The sequence below is a fragment of the Streptomyces sp. NPDC044571 genome (assembly GCF_040647115.1).
Classification (GTDB): domain Bacteria; phylum Actinomycetota; class Actinomycetes; order Streptomycetales; family Streptomycetaceae; genus Streptomyces.
Map to the genome: position 1 here is coordinate 46,810 of NZ_JBEZBN010000005.1, position 14,035 is coordinate 60,844.

The window sequence follows — 14,035 nt, forward strand, 5'->3', positions numbered from 1 at the left end:
AAGTGCGTGAAGAAGTACGTGCAGGCGATGTGAACGGCGGCGCGGCACGGGAGACCGACGCACGGGGCGACAGCTCCCCGCTCGCTGGGCTCTCGGAGGAGCGTAAGGCGCTGCTCGCCCTGGAACTCGCCCGGAGGAAGGCCCGGGAGCACCGGCCGCGGCCGTTGCCGCGCGAGGGCGCCGAGCCGCGTTTCCCGCTCTCGTACGCCCAGGAGCGGCTATGGTTCCTGGAGCAGGCCGACCCGGGTTCGACCGCCTACGTGATGCCGGGCGCGCTGCGCCTGCGCGGCGCGCTGGACCTGACCGCGCTCGGCGCCGCCCTGAACGAGATCGTGCGCCGGCACGAGGTGCTCCGCACGACCTTCCCCGACGACGGCGGCCGCCCCGAGCAGCGCATCGGGCAGCCCCGGCCGGTGCCGCTGCCCGTCCTCGACGTGTCCGGTGAGGACGACGTCGAGGCCGAGGTCGAGGCCGTGTTCCGGGCCGAGACCACCACGCCCTTCGACATCGCGTCCGACCTCATGGTCCGCGCGCGGCTGCTGCGGCTGGCCGAAGACCACCACGTCCTCGTGCTCGGGCTCCACCACATCGCCGCCGACGGCTGGTCCCTCGGCGTCCTCCTCGGTGAACTCGGCGCGCTCTACGACGCCTTCCGGCGTGGTATGCCCTCGCCGCTGCCCGAGCTGGGCACGCAGTACGCGGACTACGCGGTCTGGCAGCGGGAGTGGCTCGATGCCGGCCCGATGGACGCCCAGATCGCCTACTGGCGCGACCGCCTCGACGGTGCCCCCGTCCTCGAACTGCCCGCGGACCTCGCGCCCGCGGCGGCGCGCGGCTGGCACGGTGCTTCGCGGCCCTTCGACTTCCCCGCGGACCTGTGGGGGCGGGTGACCACCTTCGCCGAGGAGCGCAGGACCACCCCGTACATGGTCCTGGTGTCGGCGTTCGCCGTCGTCCTCTCCCGGTGGAGCGGTCAGCGGGACATCGTGATCGGCTCGCCGCTGGCCGGCCGGGCCCACCCCGAACTGGAGCCACTGGCGGGATTCTTCGTCAACACGCTGCCGCTGCGCGTGGACGTACCGGAGACGGCGTCGTTCGCGGAGCTGCTCGCGGAGGTCAAGGAGACCTGCACCGAGGCCTACGCCCACCAGGACGTCCCCTTCGGCAAGCTCGTCCAGGCCCTGCGGCCGGACCGCTCGCTCGGCCCCGTGCCGCTGGTGCAGGTCATGCTCGCCCTGCGTGATGTGCCGGGCGGGGCGCCCGCCCTGCCCGGACTCGACGTGGAGGCCGTCGACCTGGCGACCAACCAGGACGCGAGCAAGTTCGACCTCGTCTTCGACCTGGTCCCGCAGCCGGACGGACGGCTGGACGCCCGGGTCGAGTTCAGCACCGACCTCTTCGAGGCCTCCACGGCGGGCCGGATCGCCGACGCGTTCGTCCGGGTGGTCGAGGCCGCGATGACGGGCCCCGACCAGCAGGTCGACCAGCTGCCGCTGCTGTCGGCGGAGGAGCGGGACCACCTGGTCGGCGAGCTGTCCGGGGACGGCGCCGCGAGCGCTGCCGACAGGGCCGGCCTCCTGCACACCCTTATCGAGGAGCAGGCGCGGCTCCGGCCGGACGCCCCGGCGGTCGAGTGCGCCGGTGCGGTCCTCAGCTACCGCGAGCTGAACGAGCGCGCCGACCGGCTCGCCCACCGGCTGCGCGCCCATGGCGCGGGGCCGGAGCAGCTCGTCGGCGTCAGCCTTCCCCGATCGGCCGACATGGTCGTCGCGTTGCTCGGCATCTTCAAGGCGGGCGGCGGCTACATGCCCCTCGACCCCCACTACCCGCAGAGCCGCGTCGAGTTGATGCTCCGCGACTCGGGCGTCTCGCTCGTCGTCACCGACCGCACGGTGGCCGCCACCGGCCGCCTGGATGGCTCCGCCGGTGCGGGCTCCGCGCCCGTCCTCGTCCTCGTGGACGACATCGGCGACGAGCCGGTCGAACCCCTCGCCATCCCAGTGCACGCCCGCTCCCTCGCGTACGTCATCTACACCTCGGGCTCCACCGGCCTGCCCAAGGGCTCGGCCAACGAGCACGGCGGCGTGGTGAACACCCTCGCCGGACTGAACCGCACCCTCGGTCTCGGCCCGGACGACCGCATGCTGGCGATCTCCAGCCTCAACTACGACATGTCGGTGTACGAGATCCTCGGCAGCCTTCTCACGGGCGCCTGCGTCGTCGTCCCGCCGGACGACCTGGAGGTCACCGACCCCGTCCAGCTGCGCCGGCTGCTCATCGACGCCCGGGTCACCGCCTGGAGCTCGGCCCCGGCCCTGCTCGAAATGCTCGTCAATCACGTCCACGACGGGCCCGGTCTCGACGGAGCCGTGCTGCGCCTCGCCGTCCTCGGCGGCGACCGGCTGCCGCCGGCCCTCGCCGAGCGGCTCGGCGCCCTGCTGCCGGAGCTGCGGCTCTACAACCTCGCCGGCATGACCGAGGTGTCGTTCTGCTCGACGTACCACCTCGTACGCCGGCCCGAGCCCGTCCCGGGCACCATTCCGTGGGGCCGCCCGCTGCCGAACCAGCGCGCGTACGTCCTCGACGCGCACGGCGAACCCGTCCCGGTCGGCGTGCGCGGGGAGCTCTTCCTCGGCGGCGCGGGCGTACGGGGCGGATACTGGCGGCGCCCCGGCCTGTCGGCGCAGCGCTTCACCCCCGACCCGTTCGGCGCCGACCCCTCGGGCCGGCTCTACCGGACCGGCGACGCCGCACGCTGGCGCGCCTCGGGCGACCTGGAGTTCCTGGGCCGGCTCGACCACCAGGTGAAGCTGCGCGGCCTGCGCATCGAACCCGGTGAGATCGAGGCCGCGCTTACCTCCCACCCGGACGTCGAGCGCAGCGCCGTACTCCTGCGCGGCGAGGCCGCCGACCAGCGGCTCGTCGCCTACCTCACCACCAGCGGCCCGCTGCCGCCGAGCATCGGCGAGCTGCGCCGTTACCTGCTCGACCGGCTTCCCGGGCACATGGTTCCCGCGGCGTTCGTCCTCATGGAGAAGTTCCCGCTCCAGCCGAGCGGCAAGCTCGACCGGACGGCCCTGCCCGACCCGGCCGTGAACAGGGCCGAGCTGTCCGCCGACTACGTCGAGCCCGCCGAGCCCCTGGAACAGGTGCTCGCCGCGATCTGGGCCGAGGTCCTCGAACTCGACCGGGTGGGCGCGACCGACGACTTCTTCGACCTCGGCGGGCACTCGCTGCTCGTCACGCAGGTCGTGTCCCGCATCCGCGACCTCTTCCGGGTCGACTTCCCGATCCGGAGCTTCCTCGTCGCGGGGACGGTGTGCGCGCTGGCGGGACAGCTCCGCTCGGCCGCGGCCGAGGCGGGAACGGACGCGGACCGCACGGCGGACCTCGTCCTCCAAGTGAGCCGCATGGACGCGGACCAGGTGACCAGGAGGCTTGGCGAATGAGCCCGTCCGACGCTGCCGGGATCCGCCTCGGAGCCATGACCCCCGACCAGAGCAGGCTGCTGGAACGCCTGCTCGCCGAGCAGGCCGCGGCCGCCGCGCCGCGCCCGGAGATCCTGCCGCGCGCGGCGGACCGCGCGCACGCCGAACCGTCCTCCGCTCAGCGCCGCATCTGGTTCTTCGACCGGCTCCAGCCCGGCTCGGCGCTCTACACCATCACCGGCGTCGCCGAGCTGCGCGGCGCCCTCGACCACGCGGTGCTGTCCCGCTGCCTGGACGAGGTCGTACGGCGGCACGAGACGCTCCGCACCACCTTCCACGACGAGGGCAACGAGCCCTTCACGCGGGTGGAGCCCCCGGCCCACGTCCCGCTGGAGCTCGTCGACCTCTCCGGTCTGCCGGAAGCCGACCGGGACCGCGCGGTCGAGGAGCGGCGCGACGCCGAGTCGCAGCGCCCCTTCGACCTGTCCCGCGACCTCATGCTCCGGGCCGAACTGCTGCGCATCGCGCCGGACAGGCACCTGCTCCAGCTGTCGATGCACCACATCGCCGCCGACGGCTGGTCGCTCGGTGTCCTCCTCCGCGAACTGGGCACGCTGTACCCGGCGTTCCTGCGGGGAGAACCCTCGCCGCTCGCTGACCCCGCCGTGCAGTACTCCGACTACGCGCTCTGGCTCGCGGAGCGCATGCGGGAGCCCGGCCACGAGAAGGCGCTGACCGAGTGGACGGAGCGGCTCCGCGGCTCCTCCGCGCTCGACCTGCCGACGGACCGGCCGCGCGGGGACTCGGGGACCTTCGTGGGCGGTACGGTGCCGCTCACGCTGTCCGGCGAGCTGATGACCCGGGTCAAGCGGCTGGCCGACCACGAACGCGCGACGCCGTACATGGTGCTCGTCGCGGGCCTCACCGCCCTGCTCGGCCGGTGGAGCGGCGGCCGCGAGGACGTCGTCCTCGGCTGCGCGGTCGCCGGCCGCAACCGCAGCGAGATCGAGCCGCTCATCGGGTTCTTCGTGAACACCCTCCCGCTCCGGCTCGACCTCTCGGGACGCCCGTCGTTCCGCACCCTCGTCGGCCGCGCGCGGACCGTGTGCCTGGACGGGTACGCCGGCCAGGACGTGCCCTTCGAGCAGATCGTCGAGCGGCTCCAGCCGGACCGCGAACCGGGCGCGCGGGTGCCGCTCGTACGGCACATGCTCGTCCTCCACAACAGCCCGCGCCCCAAGCTGAAGCTGCCCGATCTGGAGATCGAGGTGCTGCCGCTGGAGACCGGCACCGCCAAGTTCGAGATCCAGCTCGAACTGACCCCCACCGAGGACGGCGGCCTCTGCGGCTGGCTGGAGTACTCCCAGGACCTGTTCGACAGGGCCACGGCGACCCGGCTCGCCGAGAGCCTGATCGCGCTGCTCTCCGACGGCGTCGAGCGGCCCGACGCCGCCGCGGGCGACCTGCGGATCCTCTCCGGGGCCGACCGGCGGACCGTCGTCGAGGAGTGGAGCGGGGCCGGGACGGCCCCGGCCGGAACCGGTCTCCTGCACGAGCTCTTCGAGCGGTCGGCGGACCGTACGCCGGGGGCCGTCGCCCTCGTCGACGGCGCGCGGACCCTCACGTACGGCGAGCTGGACGAGCGGGCGAACGAGCTGGCGCACGACCTGATCGCCCGGGGCGTGCGCGCCGAGGACGTCGTCGGCGTGCGGCTCGCGCGCTCGGCCGGCGCCGTGGTCGCGATGCTCGCGGTGCTCAAGGCGGGCGCGGCCTATCTGCCGCTCGACCCGGCGCACCCGGCGCAGCGGCTGGCGGAGCTGGCCGAGGACGCGGGCGCCCGGCTCGTCCTCACCGATGCCGACGTCCCTGTGGAGGCCGATGCCGACGGGCCTGGCGCCCGTACCCGTACCCGGCCCTCCGTGGCCGTCTCGCCGGGCACGAGCGCGTACGTCCTCTTCACCTCCGGCTCCACGGGTCGGCCGAAGGGCGTCGTCAACGAGCACGCGGCGGTCGTCAACCGGATCCTGTGGATGCAGGAGGAGTACGGCCTGGAGCCGGAAGAGGCGGTCCTGCACAAGACCCCGCTCGGCTTCGACGTCTCCGGCTGGGAGTGGCTCTGGCCGCTGGCCGTCGGCGCGCGGATCGTGGTCGCGGGCGACGAAGGCCGTCGCGACCCCGTCGTCCTCGGCCGGCTGATCCGCGAACACTCCGTGACGACCTGCCACTTCGTGCCCTCGATGCTGCGCGCCTTCCTCGACGGCCCCGCCGCCGAGTGCGCCGGCGTCCTGCGGCGGGTCGTCTGCAGCGGTGAGGAGCTGCCGCCCGCGCTCGCCCGCCGGTTCACGAAGGTGCTGCCCGACACCGGGCTCCACAACCTGTACGGGCCGACCGAGGCCGCCATCGACGTGACGTCCTGGCCGGTCCCGGCGGACCTGGGGCCGGAGCACGAGGCACGGCTGCCCATCGGCCGGCCGATCTCCGGCGCCCGCCTCTACGTCCTCGACGAGCGCGGCGAGCCCGTGCCGCCGGGCGCGTCGGGCGAGCTGTTCATCGGCGGCCTCCCGGTCGCCCGCGGCTACCGCGGCCGGCCGGGGCTGACCGCCGAGCGGTTCGTTCCCGACCCGTTCACCCCGGGCGGGCGGCTGTACCGGACCGGCGACCGCGCTCGCTGGGGCTCCGACGGCGCGCTCGACTACCTCGGGCGCATCGACCACCAGCTCAAGATCCGCGGCCAGCGGATCGAGCCCGGCGAGATCGAGGCGGTGCTCGGCGCCCACCCGGCCGTCGAGCGGGCCGTGGTCCTGCCGTTCCGCGACGCGGAGGGCGACCTCCAGCTCGCGGCCTACGCCGGGCTCAGGTCCGATGGCGAGGTCGCGGCGCCGGAGGAGACCGGCGACCACGTGGACCGCTGGCGCGCGGTCTTCGACGACACCTACCAGGGCTCCACACCCTCGGCGGACGAGATCGACCTCGCGGGCTGGAACGACTCCGCCACGGGAGAGTCCATCCCGGCGGACGAGATGCGGGCCTGGGTCGAGGAGACGGTGGAGCGCATCACCGCCCTGAAGCCCTCCCGGGTCCTCGAAATCGGCTGTGGCACCGGTCAGTTCCTCCTCAGGATCGCTCCGCACTGCGCGCGGTACGTCGGTACGGACATCTCGCCCGAGGCCCTCACCCGGCTCGCCGCGCTCGTGGAAGCCGACCCGAACGTGGAGCTGTCGCGGCGGGACGCCGACGACTTCACCGGTTTCGCCGAGGGGGAGTTCGACACGATCGTCCTCAACTCGGTCGTCCAGTACTTCCCGGACGTCGACTACCTGCTGCGCGTCCTGCGCGGCGCGCTCGCCCTCCTCGCGCCCGGCGGCCACCTCTTCGTGGGCGACGTCCGCGACATCCGCCTCCTGGAGGCGTTCCACGTCTCCGTCCAGGCGCGCCGGCTGCCCGACCACACCCCGGTCGCCGTGCTGCGCGGGCTCGTCGACCAGCGGACCTCCGGCGAGGAGGAACTGCTCGTCCACCCGTCCCTGTTCGAGGAACTGGCCCCGTCCGAGCGGGTCTGCCTCCTCGCGAAGTCCTCCCCGCACCGCAACGAGCTCACCCGCTTCCGTTACGACGTGGTCATCGCGGCGCCCGGCTGCGAGCCCGTCGCTGACGTGCCGGACGCCTGGCACCCGTGGCGGGCCGATCCGGCCGCGAACGCCGCGAACGCCGGGCACGAGGGGCAGGCCGGGCACGAGGGGTCGTACGGTCTCCTCGGCCTGCCCGACGCCCGGCTGAGCGAGGACCTGGCCATGGCGCGGCTGGTCCGCGAGGGTGCCACCGGCACCGTCGGCGAACTGCGCGCGGCCGTCGCCGGGGCGGACCCGGGACCGACGGGCGAACCCGCCCGCCTTCCCGTCCCCGGCGGACACGTCCTGCTGCCCCGGCTAGGAGCCGAACCCGGCCTGCTCGACGTCGAGTTCCGCGCGGACGGCCGCCCGGCGGGCGGTCACCCCGCACAGCTCCCGCCCGCCGACGGCGTCCTCGCCGGCGATCCGCGGCGCGCGACCCGGGAGCGTCTGGCGGCCGCCGGGCTGCGCGAGCACCTGCGTCAGGCACTGCCCGACTACATGGTCCCGGCCTCGCTCATGATGGTGGACCGGTGGCCGATCGGGCCCAACGGCAAGCTCGACCGGGCGGCGCTGCCGCTGCCGTACGCGCTCCGGCCGGCCCTCACGACCGGTTACGTGGCTCCGCGCGACGAGACCGAGCGGATCGTCGCCCGGATGTGGCACGCGGTGCTCGGCCTCGACCGGATCGGCGTCCACGACGACTTCTTCTCCCTGGGCGGGCACTCCCTCCTCGCGGTCCAGCTCGTCGGCCGCATCCAGGAGAAGTTCGGGTGCGAACTGCCGCTCGGCGTGCTGATGCGCGGCCCGACGATCGCCGCCGTCGCCGAGTGGGTCACGAAGGCTCCCGCCCAGGAGACCCCGCGCCTCGCCCCCATCGCCCGTACCGCGCGCAGGCGCCGCGAGAACGGCCCCGCGTCCCCGACCGAGAAGGGAGCTCGTTCATGAGTGAACAGACCTTGTACGAAGAGGATTTGTCCGACGGCGAGACGTTCGAGCTGCCCACCTCCTTCGGTCAGGACCGGCTCTGGCTGCTCGACCGGCTCGGCGCCGGGAGCGCGTACCACGTCGGCGGCGCCATCAGGCTCGACGGCCCGCTCGACGCCGACGCCTTGGAGCGCGCCGTCGCGTGCCTGGTCGAACGGCACGAAATCCTGCGTACGACCTTCGAGTTCGGGCTCGACGGGCAGCTGGTGCAGCTCGTCCACCCGCACGCGGAGGTCCCGACCCCCCGGCTCGACCCGCCGGAGCCGACGCAGGCCGCCGCCCGCCGGACCCTGGAGTCGTACCTCGACACGCCCTTCGACCTCGCGACCGGGCCGCTGCTGCGCACCGCGCTGGTCCGGTTCGACGAGGAGGCCTGGCTGTTCGGCGTCGCGATGCACCACATCGTGTCCGACGGCTGGTCGATCGGCCTGTTCCACGCGGAACTGGCCGCCTTCTACCGCGCCGAGACCGGCGGGCCCGCGGCCGATCTGCCGGAACTGTCCATCCAGTACGGAGACTTCGCCGCCTGGCAGCGCGAGGCCGTCGAGGCCGCCGGGCCGGAGTTCACCACGTACTGGCGCGAGCACATGGAAGGAGCCGTGGCGCTCGAACCCCCGGTCCCCGCGACCGGAGCGGCGGGCGCCCCGGCCGACGCGCGCCTGACGGTGCCCGCCGCGGTCGTGGAGGCGGTCGGCAAGCTGGCGCGGCAGGAGTCCGCGACCCCGTTCATGGTTCTGCTCGCCGCCTACAAGGCCGTCCTCGCGCGGTGGACCGAGCGGGACGACATCGTCGTCGGCACGCCGGTGGCCGGCCGGGGGCGGCCCGAGCTGGAGAACCTCATGGGGTTCTTCGTCAACACCCTGCCCCTGCGCACGTCCGTGGATCCCGCGGCCTCCTTCTGGTCGCTGCTCGGCGCGGTCCGCGAAACCTGCCTGGGTGCCTTCGAGCACCAGGACCTGCCGTTCGAGCGGATCGTGGAGCTCTCGGGTGCCGACCGGGTCTCGGGGCGCACCCCGCTCGTGGCGGCGGCCATCGCGCTCCAGAACACGCCGTCCCCGCGGTGGGACGTGCCGGGCCTCACTGCCCAGGCGATCGAACACGAGGATCTCCAGACGCAGTTCAGCCTGAGCCTCAACCTGGCCGAGGCCGCGGACGGCGGGCTGACCGGCAGGCTCGCGCACGACGCGCAGTGGGACGCCGAGGACGTGCGGCTGCTCGCCGACGCGTGGCTCGCGCTGCTCACCGACGCGCTCGCCGACCCGGCGAAGCCGGTGGGACGCCTGGCCCTCGGCGCACGGACCGACACGGCCGAGGAGGCCACGCCGCCTGCCGGCGAGGGCCTGGTGCACCAGTGGATCGCCGACGTGGCCCGGGAGTACGGCGACCGGGTCGCGATCAGCGAGGCCGGGAGCGAGCTCACCTACCGCGAGCTGGACGAGCGGTCGGACCGCTGGGCCCGGCTGCTGCGCGCGCACGGGGCGGGGCCGGACCGGATCGTGGCCCTCTGCATGCGCCGCTCGACCGCCCAGCTCGTCGCGGCCCTCGGCGTCCTCAAGGCGGGCGCGGCGTATCTGCCGCTCGACCCCGCCCACCCGAGGGCGAGGCTCGCCGCGCTCGTCGCGGACGCCGCGCCGCCCGTCGTCCTGACCGACGAGAGCACCTTCGCGCTTTTCGAGGGCGAGACCGCCGCCGGGACCGAGGTCCTGCGCGCCGACATGGCGCCGGACGCTGGGCTCGGCACGGCGCCGGACGCTCGGTTCGGCACGGCGCTGGAGTCCGCGCCGGAGCTCGTGCCGGGTTCCGTACCCGAGGGTCCCTCGTACGCCTGGGAGGACCAGCACCCGGACTCCCTCGCGTACGTCATGTACACCTCCGGCTCCACGGGTACGCCGAAGGGCGCCATGAACACCCACCGGGGCCTGGCGAACGAGCTGCGCTGGGCGCGGGAGCGCTTCGGCCACGCGCCGTACGAGACCGTCCTGCACAAGGCCCCCTGGACCTTCGACGTCGCCGTCTGGGAGTGGCTGGGCGCGCTGAGCGCCGGGGCCAGGGTCGTCCTCGCGAAGCCCGACGGCCACCACGACCCCCGCTACCTCGCCGAGCTCGTCGTCGAGGAGTCGGTGACGGCCTGCGACTTCGTGCCGTCGATGCTCCAGGCGTTCCTCGCCGAGCCCGCGGCCGCCCGGTGCGCCGGGGTGCTGCGGCTCGTGCAGTGCGGCGGCGAGGCGCTGACTGCCGCGACCGTCCGGCGCTTCCGCGAGGTCCTGCCGGGCACCGCGCTCGTCAACCTCTACGGGCCGGCCGAGGCCGCCGTCGAGGTCAGCCACCACGAGGTGGAGGAGCGGGACGCCGACCGGACCCGGGTGCCCATCGGCCGCCAGCTCCCCGGTGTACGGCTGCACGTCCTCGACCGCCGCGGCGAGCCGGTGCTGCCGGGTGCCCCCGGCGAGCTGTACATCGGCGGGGTCGCGGTGGGCCGCGGCTACCTCGGGGCGCCCGCGCTCACCGCCGACCGGTTCGTTCCCGACCCCTTCGCCGCCGACGGCTCCCGTCTCTACCGCACCGGCGACCGGGTACGCCGCCGGCCCGACGGCGCCCTCGAATTCCTCGGCCGCTACGACCACCAGGTCAAACTTCGCGGCCAGCGCGTGGAGTTGGGCGAGATCGAGGCGGTCATCGGACGGCACCCCGACGTCGGCCAGGCCACGGTCCTCGTCCAGGGCTCCGGCGCCGACAGCCACGCCGTCGCCTACCTCGGCTGCCCCGAACACCTCCCGGCCTCCGACGAGTTGCGCCGCTTCCTCCTCGGGGTCCTCCCCGCGGCCTGGGTGCCGAGCGCGTTCGTGGTCCTTCCGGCGCTGCCGGTGACCCGCAACGGCAAACTCGACCGCGCGGCGCTCCTCGCCCTCGGGCCCGGCACGCAGGGCCGGGCGGCCTCCGTCCCGCCCCGTACCCCCGCCGAGCGGCTGCTCGCCGGGATCTGGGCCGAGGTGCTCCAGCGCACCGACGTCGGCGTCAGGGACAACTTCTACGAGGTCGGCGGCAACTCCCTGCGCGCGGTACGGGTCTTCCAGCGCGCCCAGGAGGAGGGATTCCTCGTGCCGCTCAACTCCATGCTCGGCGATCACACCGTCGAGGAGCTCGCGGCCGGACTCGGCGACCGCTCCGGCGAAGCGCTGCACGACATGGGCCGACTGCTGTGAGGCCCGCGCCGAGGCTCTCGTACCCCCACCACCGGACACAGGAAACAGAGGAAGTGGCAAGGATGTCGGTTGCACCACTGGCCCCGACGCGTCAGGCGGAGGCCATCCGAACTTGGGGAGACGCCCTGGCGGCCGGCGACTTCGTCGCCCTGCCGGCCGGCGAGCTGGCCGGCTGGTTCCCGCCGGCGGACCTCCAGGCGTTCGCCGCGTCCTGGACCGACCTGCCGCGCGACGAGATGGTCACCGACGGCGTGCACCGCGAGCGGCGGTACGGGCGCCTGATGGCCACGCGCGGCCCTGCGGGGGAGTGGACCTTCGAGCCGCTGCCCCACCTGGCCTTCCAGCAGACCGCCGAGCACATCCCGCTCCACGAGGGGAAGGCGCGGCTGTTCAGCCCGATCAAGCCGGAGGTGCTGACCGACCCGGTCCTCACCGCGCTGATCACCGTCGATCTCGCCGTCGTCGCCGCCGTCGCCCCCGAGGTGACCCGCTTCGAGGTGGGCCTGCACCAGATGCGGGTGATCGCCACACCCGACGAGCCGGGCAACCCGACGCCCGAGGGCAGGCACCGCGACGGCCACGACTTCATCGGCATGCACCTGATGGGCCGGGTGAACTGCGCCGGCGGCGAGTCCGTCGTCTACCGCGACGGCGAGCCCCAGGCCCGGATGACGCTCACCGAGCGGCTGGACTCGCTGGTCGTCTCCGACGCGCGGATCACCCACGAGGTGACGCCGACGATCGCCGACGGCGGCACGGGCGTACGGGACATGCTCCTTGTCGACATCAATGCGCGCTGACCTCGACCGCGTCGAGGCGACGCGGACCCTGCGCGGGCTCGTGGAGATCCCCTCCCTGTCGGGTGAGGAGGCCGAGGCCGGAGCCTTCCTCGCCGAGCGGATGAAGGGGCTCGGCTACGACGTCCGCACCGACGCCGTCGGCAACGTGATCGGCGAGATCGGCGACCCGACGGGGCCGGTGATCATGATGGTCGGTCACCTGGACACCGTGCCGGGGATCCTCCCCGTACGGGAGTCGGACGGCCTGCTGTTCGGCCGGGGCACCGTCGACGCCAAGGGCCCGCTCGCGGCCATGGCGCACGCCGGGGCCCGGGCCGCCGCGTCCGGAGCCGGGCGGTTCGTCGTCGTCGGCGCCGTGGAGGAGGAGGCCACCTCGCGCGGCGCCCACCACCTCGCCGCCACCCTCGACGCCCCGGACGCGCTGCTGATCGGCGAGCCCAGCGGAGTCGGCGCCGTCGTGGTCGGCTACCGGGGCGTGCTCCGGTTCCGCTACGACGTGAGCTGCCCGCCCGCGCACACCAGCAGCCCCGGCCCCCGGGCGGCCGAACTCGCCTCCGACCTGTGGCAGGCCGTCCGCGGACTGCTGCCCGCCGGCGCGGCGGACGGCCCGCTGTTCGACCGCGCCTCCCCGGCCCTGATCGCCCTGGAGGGCGGCCTGACCCGGGCCCACGCCGACATCTCCTGCCGCATCCCCCGCGGCTTCGACGCCGACCGGTTCCTCGACGCGGTGCGCGAGCACGCGGCGGGCGAGCATGCGGCAGGCGAGCACGCGGTGGTCGGCGAGATCACCGTGATCGAGCACGTGCCGGCCGTCAGGACCGGGCGCGGCGGACCCCTGGTGCGGACCTTCGCCGACGCCGTCCGCCGCCGCACCGGCGACGTGTCGATCAAGGTGAAGCTCGGCACCTCCGACATGAACATCCTCGCGCCCCACTGGGGAGTGCCCGCCCTCGCCTACGGCCCCGGGGACTCCAAGCTCGACCACACCGACGAGGAGCACATCTCCCTGGAGGAGTACCTGCTCGGCGTCGACGTGCTGGCCGAGGCCCTCCCCGCCCTCGCGCAGACCCTGACCCGCCCGGCCGACGTGCCCGGGTCCCACCCCGAAGAGAGGCGACTGTGAGCGTCACCGACCTCCCCCTGGCCGTGCTGGCCTCGCGGATCCGACTGGAAGAGAAGCTGATCCTCGCCGAGCTCGAACGGCGCCGCGTGCCGTACGAGATCCTCGACACCCGGACGACCGTCTTCGGGACCGGCCACGACTTCCGCTTCCGCGGAGCGCTCACCCGCGAGATCGGGCACACGCGCAACCTCTACGCCACCCGGCTCCTGGAGCACGCGGGCCTGCGGGTGGTGAATTCCTCCGCGATCCTGTCCGTCTGCGGCGACAAGCTGCTCACCACGCTCGAACTGGAGAAGGCCGGGCTGCCCGTACCCCGCTGGATGACGACCGTCACGCCCCAGGGGGCGCTGCCCGTCATGGCGGACTTCGGCTACCCCGCCGTGATCAAGCCCGTCATCGGCTCCTGGGGACGCCTCATGGCCCGGGTCGACGGCCACGACGCCGCCGAGGCGGTCCTCGAACACCGCGAGGCGCTGCCGGGACCGGGCAGCCAGATCACCTACGTCCAGGAATACATCGACAAACCCGGCCGCGAGATCAAGGCCTACGTGATGGGCGGCGAGATCGTCGGGGCGATCTACAAGAGCTCCGACGAGTGGCGCACCAACACCAAGCGCGGCGGCGTCCCCTCGGTGTGCACGCCCGACGACGAGCTGCGGAAGCTGCTCGCGGCCACCGCCGAGGCGATCGGCGACGGCGTCCTCGGCATCGACGTCCTGGAGGACCGCTCGGGGGCGTACTACGTCAACGAGGTCAACCACACGCCCGAGTTCCACGGCGCCGTCGAGGTGCTCGGCACGGACCTGGTCGGCCGCTACGTCGACTACGTCCTGAGCCGGGTCGGGGGCTCCGATGCGTGAGGGAGCCGTCGAGTGCAGGGGCACCC

At 74.0% G+C, this 14,035-nt stretch carries 6 protein-coding genes; all 6 read left to right on the plus strand.

Annotated elements, in window-relative coordinates; translation table 11 throughout:
• The first annotated feature begins 2 nt into the window (after positions 1-2).
• The 6 genes from AB0B01_RS04145 to lysX all read left to right on the plus strand — a co-directional run bounded on the left by AB0B01_RS04145 (position 3) and on the right by lysX (position 14,009).
• Positions 3-3,449, plus strand: a complete 3,447-nt coding sequence (locus AB0B01_RS04145; RefSeq protein ID WP_361712675.1) for an amino acid adenylation domain-containing protein — start codon at positions 3-5, stop codon at positions 3,447-3,449.
• Positions 3,446-7,984: an amino acid adenylation domain-containing protein gene (locus AB0B01_RS04150; RefSeq protein WP_361712677.1), complete on the plus strand. Its 4,539-nt coding sequence runs from the start codon at positions 3,446-3,448 to the stop codon at positions 7,982-7,984. Before AB0B01_RS04145 ends, AB0B01_RS04150 begins: the two co-directional genes overlap by 4 nt.
• Positions 7,981-11,226 (plus strand): amino acid adenylation domain-containing protein, encoded by a 3,246-nt coding sequence (locus AB0B01_RS04155; protein WP_361712679.1) that lies wholly within the window; start codon positions 7,981-7,983, stop codon positions 11,224-11,226. Before AB0B01_RS04150 ends, AB0B01_RS04155 begins: the two co-directional genes overlap by 4 nt.
• Before the next feature lie 62 nt (positions 11,227-11,288).
• A complete protein-coding gene (locus AB0B01_RS04160) occupies positions 11,289-12,026 on the plus strand; it encodes a 2OG-Fe dioxygenase family protein (RefSeq protein WP_361712681.1) in 738 nt (245 codons plus the stop codon).
• Positions 12,016-13,149: a M20/M25/M40 family metallo-hydrolase gene (locus tag AB0B01_RS04165; RefSeq protein ID WP_361712683.1), complete on the plus strand. Its 1,134-nt coding sequence runs from the start codon at positions 12,016-12,018 to the stop codon at positions 13,147-13,149. Before AB0B01_RS04160 ends, AB0B01_RS04165 begins: the two co-directional genes overlap by 11 nt.
• Complete coding sequence (gene lysX, locus AB0B01_RS04170) at positions 13,146-14,009, plus strand: lysine biosynthesis protein LysX (RefSeq protein ID WP_361712685.1); 864 nt, start codon at positions 13,146-13,148, stop codon at positions 14,007-14,009. The genes AB0B01_RS04165 and lysX overlap by 4 nt, the downstream gene beginning before the upstream one ends.
• Positions 14,010-14,035 lie beyond the last annotated feature (26 nt).